The following is a 25,509-nucleotide window of genomic DNA, read 5'->3' as shown; positions in this document are numbered from 1 at the left end:
TACTATGTCAGAACAACGCGTTACAGCTGCAGCACTTAAATTTACAACTGTAAATTCTCAGGACCAAATAACACAAAAGCCATTACGAGATTCCGTAAAGCAAGCTTTAAAAAACTATTTATCTCAATTAAATGGTGAAGATCCTACAGATCTTTATGAATTAGTGTTAGCTGAAGTTGAACATCCATTCCTTGATATGGTTATGCAATATACACGTGGCAATCAAACTCGAGCAGCAAATATGCTTGGTATCAACCGCGGTACACTTCGCAAAAAATTAAAACAATACGGAATGAGTTAATCATCTATTATTTAACATATTCATAATATAAAAAGGCACCTTAATATAAGGTGCTTTTTTTCTATTTTAGAAAACAATTACAAAATTCATTCAATGATCTACTTTTATAATGTTTACTAAGCAGACAAACGTTTAATTAATGTAGGTGTTAAAGTTAATGTATGGAGTGAATCTGTAGGGTTATGAAATCGATTTAATAATGTTTCAACAGCCAATTGCCCTAATTCTTCTTTTGGTTGATGGATGGTAGTTAAAGGTGGCGTCATATATTGTGCAATTTCAATATCATCATAACCAATAATTGCAATATCTTTTCCTGCTTCAAGACCATTTTGATAAAGTGCTTGATAAGCACCAATAGCCATAGCATCATTAGAACAAAACACAGCCTGGGGGGGAATAGATAGTTCTAATAAATTTTGCATAGCAACAATTCCTGATGCAAATTGAAAGTCACCTTGCGCTTCATACTTTCTTAAAATTTCTAAATTAGCATCTTGCATAGCCTGGCGATATCCTTGTAGGCGAGATTGAGCTTGAGTATTATTTAAAGGACCAGTGATGCAAGCTATCTGTTTGTAGTTTTGCTTAATCAGATATTGTGTAGCAATCATGGCACCAAAAAAAGAGTTATCTTGAATAATATCACACATACCATCGAATGGTTTCCAATCCATCATCACTATAGGAAGCTTGGGATATCGAGCAAATATCTGCTTTGGAATTGAATAAGTTTCAGTGCACATAGCCAGTAAACCATCAACACGCTTTTGCAGTAAATGTTCAATATTATCAAGCATGCGCTGATGATCACCTTCGGTACTACATAAAATCAAATTATAACCAAGCTCATAACAGCTACGCTCAACACCTTGCACTACTTCTGAGAAAAAAGGATTATTGCTTGCTGTCACCAACATACCAATGGTATAAGTTTTATTGCTTTTTAAACTGCGAGCAATAGCTGAAGGGGTATAATTCAGCTGTTTGATGACCAACTCAACTTTTTCACGTATAGCAGGGCTAACATAACGATCATTATTGATAACATGAGAAACAGTTGAAGTTGATACATTCGCAGATTTTGCGACATCTTTTATTGTAACCAAGTTTTTATTGCTCTTTTATAAACCTTGTAATTTAATGAAATCTTCCACCTCATTACGCGTTGGCACTGATGTCTGTGCTCCCGCTTTAGTCACCGATAGTGCCGCAGCGGCATGAGCATATCTAACAGCTTGATTGAGTACTTTTCCCTCTAATAAGGCAGTTACTAACATACCATTAAAGGTATCACCGGCACCAATAGTATCAACAGCTCTAACACGAAATCCTGACACGATTTCACCCTTACCACAATAACTTACCCAAGCGCCTTTACTACCAAGTGTAATAATAACGGTGTTAATACCCTTATTATGTAAAAATGCTGATGCTTTTTGTGCATCTTGTTCTGTAACAATTTTTATACCTGTTAAATACTCAGCTTCTGTCTCATTTGGTGTAATGATATCAATGTGTTTAAGTAAATCATCTGATAAACTTTGTGCAGGTGCTGGATTTAAAATTACTTTGGTATTATTTTGTTTAGCTAATTTTGCTACATGCTCTATAGTTTGTAATGGTGTTTCAAGTTGCATTAATACCGCATTTGCTTTTATTATATCATCTTCAAATTGACCTACATATTCAGGTGTAACGGCTGAATTTGCTCCTTCATGGATAGCAATTTGATTCTCTCCTTGTTTATTGACTAGAATCAATGCAACACCGGTATTTTTGCTTTCAACTACAGCAACAGTATGGGTATCTATATGATCGCTTTCTAATTGTTGCTTAAATTTCTTACCCAAATCATCATCTCCCACTGCGGCAATAAATTGAACGTTAGCACCTAAACGCCCAGCAGCAACAGCTTGATTAGCACCTTTACCTCCATATGAAATTTTATAGTTTGAACCTTTTAATGTTTCGCCTGGTTTAGGAAATTCATTTACATTTAAGATATGATCAATATTTACGCTACCAATAACAATTAATTTATTTAAATTCATATAACTACTCCATAATCACATAGCAATAGGACGCTAGAATGCGTCCTAAAGGGGTTTATTTAGTGATAAGTTTTAATTCTACAGGGATTTTTGTATCAACTTTTTCACCTTTTATAACTTTATCTGCAATTTCAATACCTATTGAGCCTATTTTTTCTGGTTGTTGAGCTACCGTTGCTGCCATTTTTCCACGTTCAACAGATTTAATACCATCCTCAGTACCATCAAAGCCAACCACTAAAATATCATTTCGTCCAGCAGTTTGAATTGCACGTACAGCCCCTAATGCCATTTCATCATTCTCTGCAAATACCGCTTGCACTAAAGGATAAGCAGTTAATAAATTTTGCATAACATTCATACCTTTGGCACGATCAAAATCAGCTGGTTGTGCTGTTAAAATAGTAAATTGGTTATCTTTCATTGAGTTGGTAAAGCCCTCACCACGTTCACGAGAAGCGGAAGTACCAACTATACCTTGTAATTGAATCACTTTTGCACTAGCACCTAATTTTTGAAAAATAAAATCACCAGCCATTTTACCTCCTGCAACATTATCCGATGCAATATGGCTAATAACCTCTCCCTTAACGGAAGCACGATCAAGTGTTATAACAGGAATGCCCGCTTTATTTGCAGCAAGTACTGCATTACCAACAGCCTCTGAATCAGTAGGATTAATAAGAATTACTTTAGTCCCTTTGACAATAGTATCTTCAACATTTGCAAGTTCCTTAGCGGGATTATTTTGTGAATCTAATATCACTAATTCATAACCAAGCTCCTTAGCTTTATTTACTGCACCTTCTTTTAAATTAACAAAAAAAGGATTATTAAGGGTTGAAACAACTAAAGCTATGTTTTCTTTTGCTAACGCTTGAGAGGCAAAAGAAAAATTTAATGTAATGGCAACAATGGCTGTAAAAATTTTTCTGAATTTCATAACTTTCTCCTAGAATAAGACACCTCTTATAAGGCAACTATTTATTGGTCTTTTTATCGACTAAAACTGCTAATAAGATAACAACACCTTTTACAATCATTTGGTAATAAGCATCCACACCCAACATATTTAATCCATTATTTAAAAAGCCTAAAATTAAAGCACCTACCAATGTTCCTATAATCTTTCCTCGTCCCCCAGACATACTAGTACCACCAAGAACAACAGCAGCTATTGCATCCATTTCATAACCTGTACCCGCTGTAGGTTGTGCTGAAGATAATCGTGCCACTTCAATAGTACTCGCAAGAGCACAAAGTAAGCCACTAATGGCATAAACAATAATTTTTACCCGATCAACATTAATTCCTGAAAGACGAGTTGCAGCCTCATTTCCACCAAGTGCATAGATATAGCGACCCAAGCGAGTATATTTTAATAAGTACCATGCAAAGATAAAAACAAGAGTCATAATTAATATTGGCACAGGAATGCCTAGCACTCGACCAAATGCAACCCATTCAAATAATTCAGAATTATCATTACTACCGGTAGAAATAGGACTACCTTTAGTGTAAACCTGTGTTACACCCCGTAGAATAAGCATCATAACTAAGGTGGCAATAAAAGCTTGAAGTTTCCCTTTAGCTATAATAAGCCCCGAAAAAGCACCCAATAACCAACCTAAAGTTAAAGAGACAAAAATAGCAACAAAAGGGGAAATATCTGCACCAATCATAGAAGCAGTAATTGCACCTGTTAAAGCAAATATTGATCCTACACTTAGATCAATTCCAGAAGTTAAAATGACTAGAGTCATCCCAACAGCAATAACCGCATTAATTGAAGTTTGCTGTAATATATTGAAAAAATTATTTAACGTAAAAAAGTTATCACTTAAACAAGAAACAATAGCAATTAAAACCAGTAAAGTGATTAAGGACTTTTGTTCAATTAATATGTTCTTAAATGTTTTATTTTGCAACATCAGCGCTCTCCTGTGTTTTTCCAACGGCTGCTGCCATAATTTTTTCTTGTGTTGCCTCACAACTTAAAAAGTGTCCTGTCACTCTTCCCTCGTGGATAACTAAAATACGATCACTCATACCCAGTATTTCTGGCATATCTGATGAAACTAAAATGACACTTAAACCTTGCTCTTTAAATTGATTAATAAGTTGATAAATCTCTTTTTTAGCTCCAACGTCTACCCCTCGTGTCGGTTCATCTAGAATTAATATGCTTGGGCGAGTCATTAAACCTTTGGCAATAGCAACTTTTTGTTGATTACCACCAGATAAGAATCCAATTGTTTGATTAATTGACGGTGTTTTAATATTAAATAATCCTACAAAGTCTTTAACTACTTCTTGTTCTTCAGTTAAACGTAATTTCTTAAATTTGCTGGCAAAATAATTTAGAGCATTAAGTGACATATTATCTTTCACTGACATGCCTAAAATTAGTCCATCTTTTTTACGATCTTCAGAAATATAAACAATACCATTTGTTAAACCGTCACGCGGTGAACTGATTTTAACTGATTTATTATTTACAATGATTTCACCTGACTTAGCAGGGTTAGCACCATAAATCATTTTCATTAATTCCGTTCGCCCTGCCCCCATTAAACCTGAAATACCAAGTATTTCACCTTCATGAAGACTAAAACTAATATCATTCACCCCTACACCATTTAAATTTTTAACTTCTAATGCAATGTTACCTCGAGGTACATTAATTCTTGGATATTGTTCTTGAAGCTTTCGACCAACCATCATTTCAATTAACGTATCTTCATTTAATTGATCAATCTTTTTTTCGCCAACAAATTGCCCATCACGTAATACAGTTACTTCATCACAAATTTCGAAAATTTCTTTTAATCGATGCGATATATAAACCACACCACAATTTTGTTTTTTAAGTTTTTTTATTACTTCAAAAAGAGAAACTGTTTCAGTATCTGTAAGCGCATCAGTAGGTTCATCCATAATAATTACTTTAGAATTAAAACTAAGAACTTTAGCTATTTCAACCATTTGCTGCTCACCAATAGATAAGTCACTAACTAAACGACGACTGTCATAATTTAGATGAAGTTCGGCGAGTAACTTATCGGCTTGAGCGTATGTTTTTCTCCAATCTATACAACCGAATTTATTGGTAAATTCACGCCCTAAAAATATATTTTCAGCAATACTGAGTTGTGGAATTAAATTTAATTCCTGATGAACTATACCTATCCCAGCTTCTTGTGAAGATTTAGGTCCATGAAAGTTCACTTTATTACCTAAATAAATAATATCTCCCTCATCTTTTTGGTAAATCCCAGTTAAAACTTTCATCAAAGTTGATTTACCTGCACCATTTTCACCAATCAAAGCCATAACTTGGCCTGCGCGTACAGTTAAATTAACTCCGGCAAGTGCTTTTACACCTGGAAAGGATTTGTGAATATTTATAAGCTGTAAAAGATTATCGTTCATAAATCACTCATTATTTAGCTTTATAACTGAGGTTTAAAAAATAACACCAGACTGTAAAATTACATTAGCAAATGGTGAACATTCACCAGTTCTAATAACAGCTTTACAGTGACGAGTTTGAAGTTTTAGTTTTTCATGACTGACATAAATAGTTTCTATACTGCTATTTTGGACCTGTTCAAGTTTCTTAATTTGTTCTAGTATTAGCTTATGCATTTCACAATTTCGTTTAATAATTTCTTCAGCTAATATCACTTTTTCAATCTGCATATCTTTTGACACTGTTTGGAAAACTTGAATAAATGATGGTACACCGTAAGTCACTGCTAAATCGATTCGTGGAGTATCGCTTGCAATGGGTAGGCCAGCGTCACCTATCGCAATTTGATCTGTATGCCCCATTTTGGATAGGACCTGAATAATTTCAGAATTAAACAATTGACCTTTATACATAACATAATCCTTGGATAGTTGAATAATAACCAATATCGAAACGTTTCGATACTTATCATCTACCGGATAGGTCATGGTTGCAATATATAAAAATTAAACTTGTGATCTTGATCAATGTGAAATGATTCAGCTAAGCATACACTTTTGAAAATTTATAATATGTAGAGAAATCCGAGTTGTTTTCATCTCATAGTTAAAATAACCTTATAAAAACTCATAAGACGTTTTATCTGTTGAATGCTAACTATTTGGCTGATTATATTAATTTTTTTATTTATATTTAATACAGTAGCTTATCTAATTACTGTAAACAACGCGAGTAACTCCTAAATATAATTAAAAATAGACTCATTGTTATTAAATAATAATTTTACAGAACGTAAAAACTTATCAGTATATTGATGATGAATTTTAGGTAAATATTTGCTAAAATATGGTGATTTTTAAATTATTATCTGGAGAATTTTATGGCAGGTCATAGTAAATGGGCCAATACCAAACACCGCAAAGCAGCACAAGATGCAAAACGCGGAAAAATCTTTACCAAAATTATTCGTGAGTTGGTAACTGCAGCAAAACTTGGTGGTGGCGATCCAGCGTCAAATCCACGACTACGTGCTGCAATGGATAAAGCATTATCGAATAATATGACTCGTGATACCATGAATCGAGCCGTTGCACGTGGCGTTGGCGGTGAAGATGATAGCAATATGGAAACAATTATTTATGAAGGCTATGGTCCCGCAGGTACAGCTGTCATGGTTGAATGTTTAAGTGATAACCGAAACCGTACTGTATCAGAAGTGAGACACGCCTTTACTAAATCAGGTGGTAACTTAGGTACTGATGGTTCAGTTTCATATTTATTCACTAAAAAAGGGGTGATTTCATACCCTGTTGGCACAGATGAAGATAATGTCATGGATGCAGCACTTGAAGCAGGTGCCGATGATGTTGTGACTTATGATGATGGTGCTATTGATGTATTTACTACGCCTGAAACTTTTGGTGAAGTTAAAGATGCACTTGATGCAGCAGGTTTAGTTGCCGAAGCGGCTGAAGTATCTATGATTCCATCAACAAAAGTGGATCTTGATATTGAATCTGCACCAAAGCTATTACGTTTAATTGATATGCTTGAAGATTGTGATGATGTTCAAGAAGTTTATCATAATGGTGAAGTTTCAGACGAGGTGGCAGCAACACTCTAATGGCCATTATTCTTGGCATCGATCCTGGCTCTCGTTTGACTGGTTACGGCGTAATCCAACAAACGGGACGTCAACTCACTTACCTTGGCAGTGGCTGTATTCGAACTGCTATTGATGATTTACCGACCCGATTAAAACGTGTATATGCTGGTGTCAGTGAAATTATTTTACAATTTCAACCTGATATGTTTGCAATCGAGCAAGTTTTTATGGCACGTAATGCCGACTCTGCATTAAAGTTAGGTCAGGCAAGAGGCGCAGCCATCGTCGCAGCAGTAAATAATAATCTACCTGTGTTTGAATATGCCGCTCGCTTAGTTAAGCAATCTGTCGTGGGAACTGGCGCTGCCGATAAAACTCAAGTGCAACATATGGTCAAATTACTATTAAAATTACCAGCTAGCCCTCAAGCTGATGCTGCTGACGCATTAGCTATAGCAATTACCCACGCTCACACTAGCCAACAACTAATAAAGTCTCGTAAGTAAAAACTTAATATTAATTTTTAACAAATATCTATAAATAAAAATGCGCCATTAAATTGGCGCATTTTGTTTCTTAATATCTTAATTTTCAGCACAAGCCATACAATCTAACTCATGCATATAAAACCAACTATTCAGACTTCACTTTCGAACGGTTAGTTAATAATACGACTTTATTTCTATGTTTAGTAAATAGTTTTGTTACAAACAAAAAGAACAGTGGAACATAAAATATGGTTAAAAATGTTGCGGCTAACATGCCACCAATTACACCTGTACCTACTGCATTTTGACCAGCAGACCCAGCACCACTACTAGAGGCTAACGGATATACACCAAGAATAAAGGCAAATGATGTCATTAATATTGGACGTAGACGCAAGCGACAAGCTTCAAGCGTTGCATCAATTAATGATTTTCCTTCTTTTTCGATAGCATCTTTAGCAAATTCAACAATTAAGATAGCATTTTTTGCAGATAGACCCATTGTCGTTAATAGCCCTACGATAAAGTAAATATCATTATCAAGACCTCTAAACATAGTTGCATAAACTGTGCCTAAAATACCAAGTGGAATAATAAATAAAATCGAAATAGGAACTGTCCAACTTTCGTATAATGCCGCTAATGATAAAAACACAACGATAATTGAAATAAAGTAAAGCGTTGTAGTTTGTGAGCCTGTTTGGCGTTCTTGATAAGAAATAGAAGTCCAATCAAAGGTAAAACCCTTAGGCAAATTTTTTGATAGATCTTCCATTACAGCCATTGCTTGTCCAGAACTCATTCCAGGAGCTGGCGAACCACTTATTTCCATTGCTGATACACCGTCATAACGAACGAGTGATGGTGAACCATAAGTTTTTGTCGTTGTAGCAAATGCATCATATGGTACCATTTCACCGTTTCTATTTTTAACATGCCAATAACCAAAATCGTCAGGTAACATACGATATGGAGCATCAGATTGTAGGTACACTTTTTTAACTCGATTATTGTAAACAAAGTCATCAATATAAGCAGAACCTAACGCTGTCGACAATACCGTATTGACTGAATTGACCGAAACACCCAATGCTTGTGCAGCTTCAAAATCAACATTAATTTTGTACTGTGGAATGTCAAGCATACTCCCTGGTCTCACTTGTTGTAGTTCTGGATGAGCAGAAGCTTGCCCCAACATTTGGAAAAATGCACCGACCAACGCATCATGCCCATAACCAGCAGTATCTTTCAGTACATATGAAAAGCCATTGGCCATACCTAATGCAGGTACGGCAGGTAAATTGGCAACAATTACCCGTCCTTCAGTTGTACTAGAAGTAAGTTCTCTACCACTTTTAACCAAAGCATCAATTTTTTGATCAGTTCGTTTACGTTGTTCCCAATTTTTTAATCGAACAAAACCCATCCCCATATTTTGCCCACGTCCCACCGGGCTAAAACCTGCAACAGTAAAAATTTCATCAACAGAATCTGCCTTTTTTTGGGTATAAAAATCAGATGCCTTATTTAATACTGACATCGTTTGTTCTAATGTCGAACCTGGAGGTAATTCAACTATAACAAAAAGAACCCCCTGATCTTCGTCTGGTAAAAAACCTGTAGGTAAACGGTTAAATCCAAATAATAATCCAACAAATATCAAAGCATAGCAACCAAAAGCAATTATTGGATTACGAATAACCTTAATAACTCCTTTTTCATAAGAGCGTAAACTTTTGTCATAAAAATTATTAAACCATTTAAAGAAAAACTGAGTTCCTTTTGAGCACCAAGTAAACGGTGGTACTGATTCTAATTTTTCTCCCAATGAAGTTTTTCTAATTTTACTTTTAGATGGTGCTTTCAAAATCTGCACACAAAGTGCTGGTGTCAATATAATAGCCATCAATACTGATAATCCCATCGCTGTTACGATGGTAATCGAGAACTGACGATATATTCCACCTGCTGCCCCACCATAAAATGCCATCGGCACAAATACAGCAGATAATACAACCGCAATACCTATTAATGCTGAAGTGATTTGCTCCATCGACTTAACAGTTGCATCATAAGGTGATAACCCTTCATCATGCATAATCCGCTCAACGTTTTCGATAACAACAATGGCATCATCCACCAACAATCCAATAGCGAGTACCATCGCAAACATAGATAAGGTATTAATAGTAAATCCACAAATATAAAGAATCGCAAATGTACCTAACAATACTACAGGTACAGTAATAGTCGGAATAAGTGTAGAACGTAGGTTTTGTAAAAACACATACATTACAATAACAACCAAAACAATTGCTTCAATTAACGTGTGAATTACATTACTAATTGATAATTTAACAAATGGAGTTGTATCATATGGAAAAGCATATTTGATATCTTCAGGGAAGATTTTAGATAACTCTTCTAATTTTTTATCAACCTTATCAGATGTATCTAATTGGTTAGCACCTGTTGCCAAATATATCCCAAGACCAGCTGATGCATTACCGTTATAACGAGAAATAAAGTTGTAATCAGATGCACCAATTTCAACTGTAGCTATATCTTTTAATAAGATATTAGAACCATTAGTATTAACTCGAACAAGAATATTTTGGAATTGTTCAGGCGTTTTTAAACGCGATTGCGCGGTAATTGTTGCATTAAGTTCTTGCCCTTCGGTTGATGGTAAGGCGCCTAATTGTCCTGCCGTTACTTGCGCATTTTGCGCTTGGATAGCAGTTATAATTTCCTCAATGGATAAATTGTAATAAGTCAATTTATTTGGATCAAGCCAGATACGCATTGCATATTCAGAACCAAATAACTGTGTATCACCAACACCTTGCACTCTTCTAATTTGATCTTGCACAGTAGAATAAACAAAGTCAGCAATATCTGACTGTGTTTTTTCTGGGTTCGTTGAGTAAAAACCAACAACTTTTAAAAAGTTAGTATTGTTTTTAGCTACTGATACTCCATTTTTTTGCACACTTTCAGGCAGACGGGATTTAATACTTTCAACTTTATTTAACACTTGCACCTGAGCAAAATCGGGATTAGTCCCAGGCGCAAAGGTTAACGTTGTTTGAACAACACCTTGTGCACTACTGGTTGATTTCATATAAATGAGATTATCTAACCCAGTTAAATTCTGCTCAATCAACTGAGTAACAGTGTTTTCGATAGTCTGCGCATCAGCACCAGGATAGGTTGCACTCACTGTCACGGCTGGTGGTGCAATATCAGGATACTGTTCAACGGCTAACAGCTTTATACATAAAGCACCGCCTAGCATCATCATGATAGCAATCACCCATGCAAAAACAGGTCTATCAATAAAAAACTTAGCCATAATTCAATCTACCCCTGTTTTATTTCATGCTTTTTTGGATGATACTATCTAACTGTCCTTGAGTAAGCGTTGTCGGATCGCCAACCATTTCACCTTTCATGGTTTTCCCCATTTCAACACCCGTCAAATTAAGTAAGCCTGTCACGATGACTTGTTCACCAACATCAATACCTTTTGTCACAACCCAATAACCACCGATACCAGTATAAACTTGAATATCTTGTCGATATTCAATTGTATTGTCGGATTTCAAAATTTTTGCAGTGTACTGACCTTGTTTATTACTGGTAATACCTTGTTGTGGAACAAGTATAGCATTTTTAATATAACCTAATGTCACTTGCGGTTTAACAAACATACCTGGTAAAATTTTGTTTTCATTGTTGGCAAATTGAGAGCGTAATGTCACTGTACCTGTAGTTTCGTTTACAGTCATATCTGAAAATTTAATATTACCTGATAGAGCATATTTTGAACCATCGTTAAAAAATAATTCTACATTATTTCCTTTTGCTGGCTCATAAATAACATTTTCATCTTGAAGATACTTATTATAACGAGTAGCCGCTTCTGTCATATCGACATAAATCGGATCTAGCTGTTGAACTAATGCAAGCGGTGTTGACTGACCAGCTGCGACTAATGCACCTTCAGTTACGCTTGATTTACCTATATATCCATCAATTGGTGAATACACTTTCGTATACTCTAAATTAACTTTAGCTGTATGCTCAGCAGCTTGTGCAACTAATACAGCGGCTTCTGCCTGTTTAGCATCGGCTGCTGCTTTATCGTAATCTTGTTGACTGATTGATTTGGTATTTAGTAACCCAGCATAACGTTTTAGTGTAAGCTGTGCAATATTCGCATTTGCTTTGGCACTAGCAACACTAGCAACAGCACTATCATAATTAGCTTGATAAATAGCTGGATCGATTTGATAAAGTGACTGTCCTGCCTTAACATTTGAACTTTCGTCAAACTCACGCTTTAAAACAATACCGCCGACTTGAGGTCTAATTTCAGCAATTTGAGATGCAACAACCCTACCCGGCAAACTAATTTTTAGAGTATAGTTTAACGGTTCAACCTTAAACACAGTTACTTTCGGTAATTGATTATTACCGTTTTGTGATTTACCATTATCACAACTTGTTAATAAAAGCAGACCGACGCACGCCACTGGCAAGGCTAATAATAGCTTGTTAAATCTCATATAAAAATGACCTCAGTAAACTTAATAATTATTTTATTTTTTAATAATAATTCTTATTCAAAAGTGATCGGTAATTTTACAAAAAATATGTATAGATTGTAAGTAGCTTTATCTCTTAATAGCACAGAGTTCTAAAAAATAACTAAGTGAGTCATCATATTAAAAAAATATATTGATAATTATGATTATTGCTATAAATAAAGTAATATAGACTAACTAATTTTTTGTGCTATAAAGTATCTTAAAGAAAATGTTATACTACGAATATAAGATACGGTTGCTTTAATGAAAATTGCTAAGATTAAAGTAAAAATTTACATTGCAGTGCTCCGTAATCATTTTTTTTTAAAATATGATTAAATAATTTGAGTCTATATTTAATTTAATACAGAGATGGTTATTATGGATAATTTACGTATTGTTCTAATTGTTGTTGCATCCTTGGTCATTATTGCATTGCTTATCCACGGATTTTGGATCAATAGAAAAGAACGTTCTTCGCTTTTTAGTTCAAATAAAAAAGGAGAATTTGGACAAAAAACTCAAAAACATCAAAACTTATCTATGACTGAAATTGAAGATGATGATGTCATTTTACTCAAACCTAAAACAACAAAAAATAATGAGACTGTTGAAAGTAATGTAGTTATAGATGAAGCGATAGAAAAACAAGATAATAAACCTGAACAAAAAGATTTATTTGTTGATAACGACGATCAACAAGAGTCTCATGCAGACAAAGTGCAAGAACCTGTTATTAACATTAATCGTGATCTTTTTGAAGACGAAAAGGAACTTGAGCCAGCGCAAATTACAAAAGAAAAACAAGTTAATACTAATGACAATAAACAAAAAACATTAAACATTAACGAAGAACAATCCAAAACCGAAATTATCGTGTTAAATGTCACTGGTCTTAACGGAAAATTACTACAAGGTGATGTATTACTCGCTAGTATTATGCAATCAGGTTTTCAGTTTGGCGATATGCGAATTTTCCACCGCCATGTAGATCCTGCTGGTAATGGTCCAATATTATTTAGTTTAGCCAATATGGTCACACCAGGCTATTTGGATCCTGAAACAATGCATGAGTTTACCACCCCTGGAGTATCTATTTTCATGGTTGCACCGACAGAAGGCAACAACCAACAAAACTTTAAATTAATGTTACAGACAGCGCAACGCATAGCAGATGATGTAAACGGTGTGGTATTAGATGATGAACATCACATGCTAACGCCACAAAAGATTGACAGCTATAAAGATCGAATAAAAAAGGCCTGTAACGAAATTTAGCCACAATATTTTCAGCAAATCTTTAACAAAACGTCACCAATCTAGGTTGGTGACTACAAATAAATATTAAACGTATTTATTTAAATGACTTAATTTGGCTATGCATTATTCACAGTTAAATTAATGCAATTGTAATGATTTCCCCAAACCCTACGTTTTAATTTAAGAGCCTATTATTATGTCACTATCTAATAAAGCCGAAAACTCAACAAATTTATCTGAATCGATTAAAGATATAGCAAAACAATTGATTTCACTACGGAACCTAATTAGGCATCATGAATACTGCTATTATGTACTCGATACGCCAGAAATTCCCGATGCTGAATATGATAAATTAATAAAACAACTTCAAACATTAGAGCAACAATACCCAGATCTTATTACACCCGACTCCCCCACCCAGCGAGTTGGTGGAGTCCCATTAGCACAATTTGCATCAATCAAACATAAAATACCTATGTTATCACTTGATAATGTTTTTGATGAAGCTAGTTTTATTGCATTTAACAAACGAATTAAAGATCGTCTTCATTTAAGTGATACTGAGAAAGTTGAATATTGTTGTGAGCTCAAACTTGATGGACTTGCTGTTAGCCTACTTTACGAAAATGGACACTTTATACAGGCTGCAACCCGAGGTGATGGAACAACAGGAGAAGATATAACAGCAAATGTAAGAACCATCAAAACAATTCCGCTCACTCTAAGGGGAGACAACATTCCAACTCGGCTAGAAGTCCGCGGTGAAGTATTTATAACGCATAAAGGCTTCGAAAAACTTAATGCCGACGCCCAAAAGCATAACGAAAAAATCTTTGCCAACCCACGTAATGCAGCGGCTGGATCATTAAGACAGTTAGATCCAAAAATTACAGCTAAACGACCATTAACATTCTTTTGCTATGGGGTTGGTATTGTCGAAGGCGCTACATTGGCTAATACCCATTACGACCGTTTAATGCAATTCAAAGCTTGGGGCTTACCTGTTAGCGATAAAGTGCAAAAACAGCTAGGTGCACAAGCTGCTTTAGCCTACTTTAATAAAATTGGCGAACAACGCATGTCGCTAGGTTTTGATATTGATGGCGTGGTCATCAAAGTTAATAGCATTGAACAACAAAACGAACTTGGTTTTGTTGCTCGGGCACCAAGATGGGCTACTGCATTTAAGTTCCCTGCTCAAGAACAAATTACACAATTAAACAAAGTAGACTTTCAAGTCGGACGAACAGGTGCAATTACACCAGTTGCAAGACTTGAACCAGTTTCAGTCGCTGGTGTTATTGTGAGTAACGCAACACTACATAATATTGATGAAATCGCTCGTTTAGGTGTTCGCGAAGGCGACTATGTAACAATACGCCGAGCTGGTGATGTAATTCCTAAAATTGTAGCCGTTATATTAGATAAGAGACCTAAAGACACAAAAGAGATCATATTCCCAACTTACTGCCCTATTTGTGGATCACTAATAGTTAGAGACGAAGGCCAAGCTATATCACGTTGTGCCGGAGGTCTAATTTGCCCAGCGCAACGTAAAGAAGCTTTAAAACATTTTGTGTCACGAAAAGCAATGAATGTAGAAGGAATGGGTGACAAGGTCATTGAGCAACTCGTTGATAAAGACTATGTCAAAACGCCTGCTGATTTGTATAAACTAAATCTACCAATGCTATGTAGTTTAGATAAAATCGGTGAAAAATCTGCCAATAATTTATTAAATGCATTAGAGCAATCTAAAAATACCACATTAAGCCGATTTATATTTGCACTCGGTATACCAAATGTAGGCGAAGTGACTGCCGAAAACCTAGTTAACCAACTTGGCAATTTATCAGCAATTGAAAACACATCACTTGAACAGCTACAAATGGTAAACGATATTGGCGTTGTCATTGCAGAAAGCATTATAGACTTTTTTCAAGAACCGCATAATCGCAATGTCATTGAACAATTAACCAGTAATGAAATTGGTATTCACTGGCAAGATGTTAATCCGCAAATGCAACCACTTAATACTGACTCGCCGTTTTTTGGTAAAACTATAGTATTAACTGGAACATTATCAGTTTTAACTCGAGACGAAGCCAAAAAGAAATTAAAACAATTTGGCGCCAAAGTAACGGGCAGTGTATCGAAAAATACCGATCTAGTCATTGCTGGAGAGGCCGCCGGTTCGAAACTAAATAAAGCCCAAGAACTGGGCATCAAAGTTATTGATGAACAAGAAATGCTAAATTTACTTGCTCAGTAAAAATAAACCCCACTGGTACTCGTTAATCGATTGATTAAAAAAAGTATCAAAAAACAAGGAGGAAGTTATGCCTTTACTAGATAGTTTTAAAGTTGATCACACCAAGATGAAAGCCCCTTTTGTACGAATTGCAAAAACAATGGCAACCCCAAAAGGTGATAATATTACTGTATTTGATCTACGATTTACTATTCCAAACAAAGATAATCTACCTGAAAAAGGGATTCATACATTAGAACATTTATTTGCAGGCTTTATGCGCGACCATCTTAACAGTGATAAAGTTGAAATAATAGATATTTCACCGATGGGATGTCGTACAGGCTTTTATATGAGCTTAATTGGCAAGCCAGACGAAACATTAATAGTTGATGCATGGTTAAAATCAATGCATGATGTATTAAATGTTAAATCGCAAAATCAGATCCCAGAATTAAATGAATATCAATGTGGCACTTATAAAATGCATTCATTAGATGAAGCCAAAACCATCGCCGAAAAAATTATAAAATGTGGTATTTGCATATGCCATAACGATGAAATCGCGTTAACGGATGAACAGCTTGCTAAACTTAATCACTAGGAGATATCTATGCCAAACGTTGTCATCGATTTTTTAGAAGGTCGCACTATAGAACAAAAAAGAGAAATGGCAAAACGTGTAACAAATGCCATTGTCGAAACGCTTAACTGCAAACCCGAAGCAGTTCAAATCATCATGCATGAAATATCAAAAGATCAGATTGCTAATGGTGGCGTGCTACGATGTGATAAGGACTGATTTTAACATGACCCAATTAATGGCAAAATAAGTTAAAAACATTTTTTAGATATTAAGACGCTTAAAAATCTCAAAATATAAAATATATTTTGAGATTTTAGGTTATTATTTACTTAAATTATCAATGATTGCAATGACTGTGATGCAAATGAAGTAAATGCCCCATTTTATTGGCTTTGGTTTCTAAGTAGTGTTCATTATCTGGATTTTCGCCAACTTCCAATGGTTCTCGTTGCGTAATTTTAATGCCAGACTGCTCAAGCACTCTTATTTTTTCTGGGTTATTGGTTAATAAACGAATTTGTGATACTCCTAGTAAAGTCAGTATGTCTGCACATAAAGTAAAATCGCGCTCATCCGCCGCAAAACCTAATTGTTCATTAGCTTCAACCGTATCTAAACCTTGATCTTGCAATGCATAAGCTCTAATTTTATTCAATAAACCAATATTACGCCCTTCTTGACGATGATAAATTAAAATTCCCTTACCTTCTTTTGCTATTTGTTTTAAGGCCGCTTCTAACTGAAAGCCACAATCACAGCGTAAACTAAAAAGCGCATCACCGGTTAAACATTCAGAATGAATTCTTGTAAGAATGGGTATATCGCCAGAAATATCGCCAAAAATCAATGCTACATGATCCTTTTTTGTTGCAATTTCTTCAAATCCTACAATAGTGAAACATCCCCATGGGGTTGGTAGTTTCGCTTGTGCAACACGTTTTAATTGCATTATTGTCTCCGTTTTAAATAAAACATAGCTAAGATTTTATAAAAATAAATCTATCTTATATGCTAAAATATTAAGCAATTTGTACTTAATTGAGTTTATAAATGGGGTTAGTAATAAAAAAAACAATAGCCATATTGGCTATTTTCTTAGTTGTGCCTTTAGTTATTATAGCTATAAATTGGCATTGGCAACCAGCATCATTAAATGATACATCTAAATATTTATTCGTAGTAACTGAAACAGCAAGTTTTCCTTGGGCAATAATTACATCAACAATTTTATTCTTAGTATTTTGTCTATTATTACCCAGTAAAACGAAAAAAAGAATTATATTATTATGGTTACTTCTTGTTAGCGCAATATTAAGTGGGCAGACAATTAAAAGTTTTTTAAAATCGCAGACTGCCGAATCAAGACCTTATGTACTTTGGATGGCAAAAGAATTTAATATTAGTAACCAACAATTTTATTCGAAATCAGAATCAGAAAGAAAGGAACTTATTGAGCAGTTATTTAAAAATTCATCCACAATTCCAAGTTGGTTATCTAACCACTGGCAAAATGAAACTGGATTTGCTTTTCCTTCTGGACATACTTTATTTGCTGTGACTTGGGCATTTTTGGCTTTAACATTACTTAAATTTAAACAGCATTATGTGATAGTATCAATTACCATTATTTGGTCGATATTAATTGAAATTAGCCGGCTATACCTAGGAATGCACAGCCCGATTGATCTAATAACAAGCATATTAATTGCTTGGATAATTTCATTAATCAGCTATTTTTATGCTAGAAAATGGCATATAGTAGACAAATAATTTTTGAATATCATTGATAACTGCTTAACTAAAAAGAAAGGTCAACATTATGAAATTTGTTATATCAATTTTATTGATAATTATCATCTTTGCTATCTCGATAGCAATAGGTTCAGCTAATGATCAAATAGTAACTTTTAATTATTTAATAGCTAAAACTGAAATCCGCTTATCGGTATTGTTAGCCATTTTATTTGGTTCCGGTTTTATTGTTGGTTGGGTATTAACAGGCGTATTCTTTTTAAAATCTAAATTCCAACATTCATCAACAAAACGTAAACTAAATAAATTACAAAAAAAATATGATGAAGGCGTAACTAATCATCAACAAACAAACTTAACTAAAACCAATTAAGAATTAGATTACTATGTTTGAACTGTTATTTCTGCTACTTCCCATTGCCGCCGCATACGGCTGGTATATGGGCGACAGAAATGCAAAACAAAAACATCTAAACGAATCTAACCGACTATCTCGTGAATATGTAGATGGTTTAAATTTTCTATTGTCTAACCAAAAAGACAAAGCTGTCGATCTTTTCTTAGACCTGTTAAAAGAAGATGATGGCACACTTGAAGCACATTTAACATTAGGAAACCTATTTCGCTCTCGGGGGGAACTTGATAGAGCGATACACATTCACCAAGCACTTTTAGAAAGCTCGTCTTTAACATTTGAACAACGATTATTAGCTATTCAACAACTGGGGCGTGATTATATGGTTGCAGGTCTTTACGATCGTGCCGAAGAGATGTTTTTGCAACTCATTGATGAAGAAGACTTTCAACAACAAGCATTACAGCAACTTATCATCATATACCAATCAACCAGTGAATGGATAAATGCCATCAATATGGCAACTAGACTAGTCAAACTTGGCAATGAAAAATACAAAACCGATATCGCACAATTTTATTGTGAACTAGCATCACAAGCTATTGCTAATGATGATCTTGATAAGGCAAATAGCTTATTACAAAAATCAGCAATGGCTGATGCTAAATGTGCTCGCACTTCGCTCATGTTGGGTCGAGTTCTTATGGTACAAGATAAAACAGAGCAAGCTATCCAATCTTTTCAACAAATATTGCAACAAGACAAAGCTTTTGTTGGCGAAGCACTACCTTTATTAAAAGAGTGTTATTTAAAACTAAATAACCAACATTCATTTCAGCAATTTTTACAATTATGTGTCGATCAAGATACCGGTAATGTTGCCGAGTTGATGCTTGCTGATCTTATTGAAAAACAAAAAGGTTTAGATTCTGCACAATACTTCATGTATCGTGAATTACTTAAACATCCTAACTTAAAAGGATTTTATCGACTAATGAACTATCATGTTGCTGATGCAGAACAAGGTAAAGCCAAAGAAAGCCTTTTACTTTTAAGAAACATGGTTGGCGAACAGATAAAAACTGTGCCCAATTACCGATGTCAAAAATGTGGATTCACAGTTAACTCAATCTACTGGTTATGCCCTGCTTGCCGTTCGTGGTCGACAATAAAACCTGTTCGTGATTTTGAACAACATTCAGATAAATAAAAAAAGAGATTTTTATGTTTTTAATTGACTCTCACTGTCATTTAGATAGTTTAGACCTTAGTACTAAATCTATCAAAGATGTATTACAAGAAGCTACCAACAACGACGTTAAACATTGCCTAAGCGTGGCAACAACACTGTCGGGCTATGAATCTATGAAACATAAGCTTACACCTTATCAAAACCAATGCTCTTTTTCGTGTGGAATTCACCCACTTAATCTTGATGACGAAATATACGATGCCGAGCGTTTTCAAAAGTTAGCCCAAGAAGATAACGTCGTAGCACTAGGTGAAACAGGTCTTGACTATTATTACCAACAAGACAATTTAGAGCAACAACAAGAGAATTTTAAAGAGCATATTCGATTAGGTCGAAAACTAAGTAAGCCCGTCATTGTCCATACACGTAATGCCAAAGAAGATACCTTAACAATCTTAAAAAATGAGCATGTTCATTCTGGCGTGTTGCACTGCTTCACAGAAGATATCGAAACAGCAAAACAACTATTAGATATCGGTTTTTATATCTCATTTTCAGGGATTATCACCTTTAAAAATGCCGAAGCTCTACGCGAAGTTGCCAAATATGTACCGCTTGATCGTATCTTGATCGAAACCGACTCACCTTATCTTGCCCCCGTTCCATACCGAGGCAAAGAAAACCAACCCGCTTATGTTCGTGAAGTTGCGCAATATTTATCTGCTTTAAAAGGTGTCTCTTTAGAAGAGATAGCGCAAAAGACCACATCTAACTTTTGTCAATTATTCAATCTTCAAGGAAAATTAAATGAATTATAAATTAGCCATTGATTGGGATGATTTTTTAACAAACTATTGGCAAAAAAAACCGGTAATCCTACGCAAAGCATTTGCGCATTTTATTGATCCTATTACACCAGACGAACTCGCTGGCCTAGCGATGGAAGAAGAAATCGATAGCCGTATTGTTTCTAATAAAGATGGGGTTTGGGATGCTAGATTTGGACCATTTACTCAATATGATAACTTAGGCGAAGATCATTGGAGTTTGCTAGTACAAGCTGTTGATCACTGGCACGAGCAAGCAGCCACCCTACTTGAGCCTTTTAAATGCATGCCACAATGGCAATTTGATGATCTAATGATTTCTTACGCAACACAAGGTGCTGGCGTTGGTCCCCATATCGATAATTATGATGTATTTATTATTCAAGGAATGGGTAGCAGGCGTTGGCAAGTTGGCGATCGCAACCAACATTATAAACAATTTAATGCACATAAAGCATTATTACATGTTGAACAATATCAACCCATCATTGATGAAGAAATCACCGCTGGCGACATCTTATACATTCCACTAGGTTGTCCGCATAATGGCACATCCATTGGTGAATCACTAAGTTATTCTGTTGGTTTTATGACACGAACCTCACAAGAGCTATTAAGTAGCTTTGCCGATTATGTCATTGATAATCTGCCAAATGGTATTTATTATCAAGATCCAGATTTAAAACGACCTAAAGATCCATACCAAGTTCAGCCTTATGAACTAACAAAACTACAAGATCAAATCATCGATTTAATCAAAAAACCAGAGTTATTTAACGATTGGTTCGGTAAACACATTACACTACCAATGCACGATTTAAATATTGTACCAGTTGAACCACCATACGATTATAACGAATTTGAATCGCTACTAAAAAATGGAGCAGAACTAAACCGAGTACCAAGTATTCGAATCCTTAAGGTGGGCGATTGTGGCTACATCCATGGCGAACAAATTAATCTACCAATGCCCGTCATTGATCTTCTTTGTAAAACTGAAACACTCTATTACGAGCAGTTACAAGATAAAAACACACTGCAAGTCATGCACGATTTTGTAAACAAAGGCTATTGGTACTTTGCCGAAGAATAACATAACATCTCTGCCGATAATAAAATCGGCAGATAAAACGACTATTTAGAGCTTTAAGCTTGGCTTTTTTTAACTTTTAAGGATATACTTGGCCCGCTTTAATTTACCTGCCGTTTAATCAAAAATTAAACATCATAAAATGGAAATTTTAAGTAACTATCTAATTTTAAAAACTAGAGGTATACATGAAAACCGAAGCAAACGCAGTCCTGCAAGCAGAAAGTGAAAGCAAATGCACAACTCCATATCAAAAAAGAACCCTATTTGCATCTACTGTTGGTTACGCACTAGATGGCATGGATATGATGATTTTAGGTGTTTGTTTTAGTCTAATTTCAGTCAGCTTCAACTTAACAAAAACAGATTTAGGCACTTTAACCTCAGTAACCTTACTTGGCGCCGTATTAGGTGGCATTTTATTTGGTGTACTTGCCGATAAATATGGTCGAGTAAGGGTCTTTTCATGGACTATTTTGATATTCTCTCTTTTTACTGGATTATGTGCAATTTCACCTAATTACGAGTGCTTTTTAATATTTCGCTTTTTAAGCGGACTTGGCCTAGGTGGTGAATTTGGGATTGGCATGACTTTAGTTTCTGAAAGCTGGCCTAAAAATAAACGCTCAAGAGCAACATCTATCGTTGCATTAGGCTTTCAAGTCGGTATCATTTTAGCCGCATTAACCGTCAATTTTATTGGTGAAATTCATGGTTGGCGCTGGGCTTTTGCCATGGGTGTGCTACCTGCGCTATTTGTCGCTTGGACACGTAAAGGTCTAAAAGAACCAGAAATCTGGCAAAATCTAAAAGACCAAAACAAAAACAAAATAGCCGTTGGCAAATTATTTAAAAACCCAAGAACCATAGCAACCACAATAGGATTAACCATCGCTTGTGCAGTACAAAACTTCGGTTTTTATGGACTTATGGTTTGGATGCCAAATATGATTGCAACTGAGCTCAAATTGCCATTTAAAAATACTATGTTTTGGACTATTTCAACCACTATAGGTATGTCATTAGGAATTCTAATTTTTGGTTGGTTATGTGATAAGTTTGGTCGTCGCCCTTCTTATATCTTCTTTTTATTCATATCCGCCGTTTCAATTTGGTTCTATTTTCATCAAACCGACATGTTTATATTAATTATCTTTGGATCAGTAATTGGCTTCTTTGTCAATGGCATGATGGGTGGATATGGCGCGCTACTTGCTGAACATTACCCAACAGATGCCCGTTCAAGTGCTGAAAATATTATTTTCAATGTCGGTCGAGGCATTGCCGGTGTATCACAAGTACTAATTGCTTATTTAGCCACCGTTTACTCAATTAGCTACGCATTAGCTTTACTGTCTGCCGCTTATTTATTATCGGCTGCTGCATTTGTCTTTTTAATACCTGAAACAAAAGGCAAAGAACTCGAATAAAATGACACACAAACAGGGCAATTGCCCTGTTTTTTTTATGCGAGTCACTTTAATTACCTCAAACACTCTTAAATTGTTTAATTTGTTTTAATGACAAATTAAATACGCCATATTATATTGTCGATATTCAAATCATTTTAAACAAAAGCATTATTGGTCAAGATATAGTGACGAACTAATAAAACTAACTATCAACAAAAATTAAGGTGTGTATTTATGTTGTGGAAACTATCTAACCGAGCTATAGCATTAAAAAGCTCCGCTATTCGTGAGATTTTAAAAATTACCGAACAACCTGATGTAATTTCATTTGCTGGAGGCCTACCTTCGCCAAATACCTTTCCGATCCAAGAAATAAAAAATGCCTTTAACCACATTATTACTGCGGATGAAATGAGTGGCTCTTTGCAATATGGTCCAACCGAAGGTTATGCCCCCTTACGCATCTGGTTAGCTGAATATTTATCTCGTCGCGATCACACCAACATTAAACCCAATCAAGTTTTAATTGTAACAGGTTCTCAACAAGCTTTAGATCTTATTGGTAAAGCATTGATAGACAAAGGAAGTAAAGTCCTAGTTGAAACCCCAACCTATTTAGGTGGATTACAATCTTTTACTCAATATGAACCCGAGTATATTTCTCTAGAAAGCGATGAAAAAGGCATTATTCCAGAAAAACTTAACGACAAAACTGCGTCCGATGCCAATTTTATGTATATTATCCCTAACTTTCAAAACCCTACAGGACGTCGTTTATCATTAGAGCGACGACAACAATTAGCAGAAAAGGCAATTCGTAACAACCTCACATTGGTCGAAGATGATCCTTATGGGGAGTTAGATTATCAAGGTCACCGCTTACCAAGCTTATATAAACTAGCACCAGAAAACACCATCTATTTGGGATCTTTCTCAAAAATTTTAGCGCCTGGACTACGCCTTGGATATATCGTAGCCAATGAAAAATTAATCAACAAATTAGTACAACTAAAACAAGCAGCAGATCTACATACACCAAGCCTAACTCAACGTATTGCTTACCATGTGATAAAAGATGGTTTTCTTGATAACCATATCCCTACTATCCGTAAATTATATGGTCACCGTTGCCAAGCAATGCTAAAGGCATTACAAAAATACATGCCTACCACAGTTACTTGGAACAAACCTGAAGGTGGCATGTTTATTTGGATTGAATTACCCAAAAATATTAATGCAACTGAACTACTCAGCGAAGCCATTCAACATAAAGTCGCTTTTGTACCCAGTGAAACTTTTTTTGCCAATGCTATTCGAACTAATTGTATGCGACTTGCTTTTGTCACAGTACCAGAGGAAAAAATAGAACAAGGCATCAAAATCCTAGCAAATTTAATAACCAACTGGTCAGACATACTAGAAGAAAGCCCAACCATAATGTAACTCATGCCAATAAAAAAGGGCTCAAATAGAGCCCTTTTACTACCAAATAAATTAAACATTCTTGTCATTAATCAACCATTATTGGTTAGCACCACAATCACTTGGTTTTACATCTAACGTCAAGACTTTTTCGCTATTAATATAGTAACTATGACTAGCGCCTTCAGGGAATACTAACCGTTGTGTATTCATATTGGCATTATTACTACAATAAAGCCCAAGCAAATTAGTGCGTACACTTTTTTGATTGCTTTCGGTTTGTAACGCATCTTTAGTTATATCTTTTACTGTATATTTATAATCAATAACATTATTACCTTTTGACACATCAACTAAAGTCGTGTTTTGATCAACAACTACAGGTAGTTTTGTTTTAATTGCTTTAACCACCAAATCTTGAGCTACACTATAATTGCCATCTTTTAGCTTATTCATAATTTCTTCGCTTTCCGATTTTGTTTGCTCATACAAATCTTTGGCTTTATCACTAACGGCAGCGCTTGTTTGCTTAGCTTGATCGCTAAGATCCGAAGCCATTTGTTTGGCTTTTTCGCTAACATCTGATCCCTTTTGATTGGCCTTATCGCTAATTTCTGAACCTGTTTGTTGCGCTTTTTGTTTCATATCATTAGCTGTTGATTTTGAATTATCACAATTAACTAAAAAAAGTCCCACTACAGCTAAAGAGATCACTTTAAAAAGTTTCATTTTATTATCCTTTTTGTTTTCTATTTTATATGTGACTACAATGAATCAAGTTATCATAGTCCGTTTATTTAAAATAAATTAATCAAATCTAGCACTGTCAGCGAAATGACTTAGACA

At 35.1% G+C, this 25,509-nt stretch carries 24 protein-coding genes; 14 read left to right on the top strand and 10 right to left on the bottom strand.

Features of this window, described 5'->3' with window-relative positions:
• The first annotated feature begins 4 nt into the window (after positions 1-4).
• Positions 5-301: a DNA-binding transcriptional regulator Fis gene (fis, locus tag GYX25_RS01205; RefSeq protein ID WP_034883623.1), complete on the top strand. Its 297-nt coding sequence runs from the start codon at positions 5-7 to the stop codon at positions 299-301.
• A gap of 116 nt (positions 302-417) precedes the next feature.
• Here fis and rbsR read toward each other — a convergent pair whose 3' ends face one another.
• Genes rbsR through rbsD form a run of 6 tightly spaced genes read right to left on the bottom strand, consistent with a single transcriptional unit; the run spans position 418 to position 6,240 of the window.
• Positions 418-1,410, bottom strand: coding sequence for a ribose operon transcriptional repressor RbsR (rbsR, locus tag GYX25_RS01200; protein WP_091347303.1), 993 nt, complete (start codon positions 1,408-1,410; stop codon positions 418-420).
• Positions 1,411-1,425: 15 nt separating this feature from the next.
• The gene (gene rbsK, locus GYX25_RS01195; protein ID WP_174786490.1) at positions 1,426-2,355 is read right to left on the bottom strand and encodes a ribokinase; all 930 of its coding nucleotides are present in this window, start codon (positions 2,353-2,355) and stop codon (positions 1,426-1,428) included.
• Positions 2,356-2,410: 55 nt separating this feature from the next.
• A complete protein-coding gene (gene rbsB, locus GYX25_RS01190; RefSeq protein WP_091347307.1) occupies positions 2,411-3,298 on the bottom strand; it encodes a ribose ABC transporter substrate-binding protein RbsB in 888 nt (295 codons plus the stop codon).
• A gap of 37 nt (positions 3,299-3,335) precedes the next feature.
• Positions 3,336-4,286 (bottom strand): ribose ABC transporter permease, encoded by a 951-nt coding sequence (gene rbsC / locus GYX25_RS01185; protein ID WP_091347309.1) that lies wholly within the window; start codon positions 4,284-4,286, stop codon positions 3,336-3,338.
• A complete protein-coding gene (gene rbsA / locus GYX25_RS01180) occupies positions 4,273-5,787 on the bottom strand; it encodes a ribose ABC transporter ATP-binding protein RbsA (protein WP_174786489.1) in 1,515 nt (504 codons plus the stop codon). The genes rbsC and rbsA overlap by 14 nt, the downstream gene beginning before the upstream one ends.
• Positions 5,788-5,820: 33 nt before the next feature.
• Positions 5,821-6,240: a D-ribose pyranase gene (gene rbsD, locus GYX25_RS01175; RefSeq protein ID WP_091347313.1), complete on the bottom strand. Its 420-nt coding sequence runs from the start codon at positions 6,238-6,240 to the stop codon at positions 5,821-5,823.
• A 467-nt stretch (positions 6,241-6,707) separates the two neighbouring features.
• Between rbsD and GYX25_RS01170 the strand changes: the two genes are divergently transcribed.
• Both GYX25_RS01170 and ruvC read left to right on the top strand, forming a co-directional pair.
• Positions 6,708-7,451 (top strand): YebC/PmpR family DNA-binding transcriptional regulator, encoded by a 744-nt coding sequence (locus tag GYX25_RS01170; RefSeq protein ID WP_091347315.1) that lies wholly within the window; start codon positions 6,708-6,710, stop codon positions 7,449-7,451.
• Positions 7,451-7,939, top strand: coding sequence for a crossover junction endodeoxyribonuclease RuvC (ruvC, locus tag GYX25_RS01165; RefSeq protein WP_091347317.1), 489 nt, complete (start codon positions 7,451-7,453; stop codon positions 7,937-7,939). The genes GYX25_RS01170 and ruvC overlap by 1 nt, the downstream gene beginning before the upstream one ends.
• A 127-nt stretch (positions 7,940-8,066) precedes the next feature.
• Here ruvC and GYX25_RS01160 read toward each other — a convergent pair whose 3' ends face one another.
• Together GYX25_RS01160 and GYX25_RS01155 are read right to left on the bottom strand one after the other, a co-directional pair.
• Positions 8,067-11,276 (bottom strand): efflux RND transporter permease subunit, encoded by a 3,210-nt coding sequence (locus GYX25_RS01160; protein WP_174786488.1) that lies wholly within the window; start codon positions 11,274-11,276, stop codon positions 8,067-8,069.
• 19 nt (positions 11,277-11,295) lie between these two features.
• Positions 11,296-12,492 carry an efflux RND transporter periplasmic adaptor subunit gene (locus tag GYX25_RS01155; protein WP_091347321.1) on the bottom strand — a complete coding sequence of 399 codons (1,197 nt, stop codon included), beginning with the start codon at positions 12,490-12,492 and terminating at the stop codon, positions 11,296-11,298.
• 399 nt (positions 12,493-12,891) lie between these two features.
• Here GYX25_RS01155 and zipA point away from each other — a divergent pair, with 399 nt between their 5' ends.
• The 4 genes from zipA (at position 12,892) to GYX25_RS01135 (ending at position 16,829) form a co-directional block, all read left to right on the top strand.
• A complete protein-coding gene (gene zipA, locus GYX25_RS01150; protein WP_425337783.1) occupies positions 12,892-13,791 on the top strand; it encodes a cell division protein ZipA in 900 nt (299 codons plus the stop codon).
• Between the two features lie 226 nt (positions 13,792-14,017).
• Entirely contained in the window at positions 14,018-16,048 is a 2,031-nt protein-coding gene (gene ligA, locus GYX25_RS01145) for an NAD-dependent DNA ligase LigA (RefSeq protein ID WP_091347742.1), read from the top strand.
• 67 nt (positions 16,049-16,115) lie between these two features.
• A complete protein-coding gene (gene luxS / locus GYX25_RS01140) occupies positions 16,116-16,631 on the top strand; it encodes an S-ribosylhomocysteine lyase (RefSeq protein WP_091347324.1) in 516 nt (171 codons plus the stop codon).
• Positions 16,632-16,640: 9 nt separating this feature from the next.
• Positions 16,641-16,829, top strand: coding sequence for a 2-hydroxymuconate tautomerase (locus GYX25_RS01135; protein ID WP_091347325.1), 189 nt, complete (start codon positions 16,641-16,643; stop codon positions 16,827-16,829).
• Between the two features lie 121 nt (positions 16,830-16,950).
• Here the strand turns inward: GYX25_RS01135 and ribA are convergent, their stop codons facing one another.
• Entirely contained in the window at positions 16,951-17,562 is a 612-nt protein-coding gene (gene ribA / locus GYX25_RS01130) for a GTP cyclohydrolase II (protein ID WP_091347327.1), read from the bottom strand.
• Positions 17,563-17,663: 101 nt separating this feature from the next.
• On the opposite strand from ribA, the gene GYX25_RS01125 reads away from it, so the two are divergent.
• The 7 genes from GYX25_RS01125 to GYX25_RS01095 all read left to right on the top strand — a co-directional run bounded on the left by GYX25_RS01125 (position 17,664) and on the right by GYX25_RS01095 (position 24,684).
• Positions 17,664-18,383, top strand: coding sequence for a phosphatase PAP2 family protein (locus GYX25_RS01125; RefSeq protein ID WP_091347329.1), 720 nt, complete (start codon positions 17,664-17,666; stop codon positions 18,381-18,383).
• A gap of 49 nt (positions 18,384-18,432) precedes the next feature.
• Positions 18,433-18,738: a LapA family protein gene (locus tag GYX25_RS01120; RefSeq protein ID WP_180214315.1), complete on the top strand. Its 306-nt coding sequence runs from the start codon at positions 18,433-18,435 to the stop codon at positions 18,736-18,738.
• A 13-nt stretch (positions 18,739-18,751) separates the two neighbouring features.
• On the top strand, positions 18,752-19,930 hold the full coding sequence (lapB, locus tag GYX25_RS01115; protein WP_091347332.1) for a lipopolysaccharide assembly protein LapB: 1,179 nt from the start codon (positions 18,752-18,754) through the stop codon (positions 19,928-19,930).
• A gap of 14 nt (positions 19,931-19,944) precedes the next feature.
• Complete coding sequence (locus GYX25_RS01110; protein ID WP_091347335.1) at positions 19,945-20,730, top strand: YchF/TatD family DNA exonuclease; 786 nt, start codon at positions 19,945-19,947, stop codon at positions 20,728-20,730.
• A complete protein-coding gene (locus GYX25_RS01105) occupies positions 20,720-21,832 on the top strand; it encodes a ribosomal protein uL16 3-hydroxylase (RefSeq protein ID WP_174786487.1) in 1,113 nt (370 codons plus the stop codon). Before GYX25_RS01110 ends, GYX25_RS01105 begins: the two co-directional genes overlap by 11 nt.
• A gap of 185 nt (positions 21,833-22,017) precedes the next feature.
• Positions 22,018-23,259: an MFS transporter gene (locus GYX25_RS01100; RefSeq protein WP_091347339.1), complete on the top strand. Its 1,242-nt coding sequence runs from the start codon at positions 22,018-22,020 to the stop codon at positions 23,257-23,259.
• A 216-nt stretch (positions 23,260-23,475) separates the two neighbouring features.
• Positions 23,476-24,684, top strand: a complete 1,209-nt coding sequence (locus tag GYX25_RS01095; RefSeq protein ID WP_174786486.1) for an aminotransferase-like domain-containing protein — start codon at positions 23,476-23,478, stop codon at positions 24,682-24,684.
• 78 nt (positions 24,685-24,762) lie between these two features.
• On the opposite strand, the gene GYX25_RS01090 is transcribed toward GYX25_RS01095, so the two are convergent.
• Complete coding sequence (locus GYX25_RS01090; RefSeq protein ID WP_174786485.1) at positions 24,763-25,392, bottom strand: YtxH domain-containing protein; 630 nt, start codon at positions 25,390-25,392, stop codon at positions 24,763-24,765.
• Positions 25,393-25,509 lie beyond the last annotated feature (117 nt).

The organism is Gilliamella sp. ESL0254 (assembly GCF_013344985.1).
GTDB lineage: Bacteria > Pseudomonadota > Gammaproteobacteria > Enterobacterales > Orbaceae > Gilliamella > Gilliamella bombicola.
This window is presented reverse-complemented; position numbering and strand designations above follow the sequence as displayed.

Bases quoted from the DNA above. Each gene is read 5' to 3' on its own strand.
- fis (WP_034883623.1), top strand. From the start codon at position 5: ATGTCAGAACAACGCGTTACAGCTGCAGCACTTAAATTTACAACTGTA.
- rbsK (WP_174786490.1), bottom strand. From the start codon at position 2,355: ATGAATTTAAATAAATTAATTGTTATTGGTAGCGTAAATATTGATCAT.
- rbsB (WP_091347307.1), bottom strand. From the start codon at position 3,298: ATGAAATTCAGAAAAATTTTTACAGCCATTGTTGCCATTACATTAAAT.
- rbsC (WP_091347309.1), bottom strand. From the start codon at position 4,286: ATGTTGCAAAATAAAACATTTAAGAACATATTAATTGAACAAAAGTCC.
- rbsA (WP_174786489.1), bottom strand. From the start codon at position 5,787: ATGAACGATAATCTTTTACAGCTTATAAATATTCACAAATCCTTTCCA.
- rbsD (WP_091347313.1), bottom strand. From the start codon at position 6,240: ATGTATAAAGGTCAATTGTTTAATTCTGAAATTATTCAGGTCCTATCC.
- GYX25_RS01170 (WP_091347315.1), top strand. From the start codon at position 6,708: ATGGCAGGTCATAGTAAATGGGCCAATACCAAACACCGCAAAGCAGCA.
- ruvC (WP_091347317.1), top strand. From the start codon at position 7,451: ATGGCCATTATTCTTGGCATCGATCCTGGCTCTCGTTTGACTGGTTAC.
- GYX25_RS01160 (WP_174786488.1), bottom strand. From the start codon at position 11,276: ATGGCTAAGTTTTTTATTGATAGACCTGTTTTTGCATGGGTGATTGCT.
- GYX25_RS01155 (WP_091347321.1), bottom strand. From the start codon at position 12,492: ATGAGATTTAACAAGCTATTATTAGCCTTGCCAGTGGCGTGCGTCGGT.
- luxS (WP_091347324.1), top strand. From the start codon at position 16,116: ATGCCTTTACTAGATAGTTTTAAAGTTGATCACACCAAGATGAAAGCC.
- GYX25_RS01135 (WP_091347325.1), top strand. From the start codon at position 16,641: ATGCCAAACGTTGTCATCGATTTTTTAGAAGGTCGCACTATAGAACAA.
- ribA (WP_091347327.1), bottom strand. From the start codon at position 17,562: ATGCAATTAAAACGTGTTGCACAAGCGAAACTACCAACCCCATGGGGA.
- GYX25_RS01125 (WP_091347329.1), top strand. From the start codon at position 17,664: ATGGGGTTAGTAATAAAAAAAACAATAGCCATATTGGCTATTTTCTTA.
- GYX25_RS01120 (WP_180214315.1), top strand. From the start codon at position 18,433: ATGAAATTTGTTATATCAATTTTATTGATAATTATCATCTTTGCTATC.
- lapB (WP_091347332.1), top strand. From the start codon at position 18,752: ATGTTTGAACTGTTATTTCTGCTACTTCCCATTGCCGCCGCATACGGC.
- GYX25_RS01110 (WP_091347335.1), top strand. From the start codon at position 19,945: ATGTTTTTAATTGACTCTCACTGTCATTTAGATAGTTTAGACCTTAGT.
- GYX25_RS01105 (WP_174786487.1), top strand. From the start codon at position 20,720: ATGAATTATAAATTAGCCATTGATTGGGATGATTTTTTAACAAACTAT.
- GYX25_RS01100 (WP_091347339.1), top strand. From the start codon at position 22,018: ATGAAAACCGAAGCAAACGCAGTCCTGCAAGCAGAAAGTGAAAGCAAA.
- GYX25_RS01095 (WP_174786486.1), top strand. From the start codon at position 23,476: ATGTTGTGGAAACTATCTAACCGAGCTATAGCATTAAAAAGCTCCGCT.
- GYX25_RS01090 (WP_174786485.1), bottom strand. From the start codon at position 25,392: ATGAAACTTTTTAAAGTGATCTCTTTAGCTGTAGTGGGACTTTTTTTA.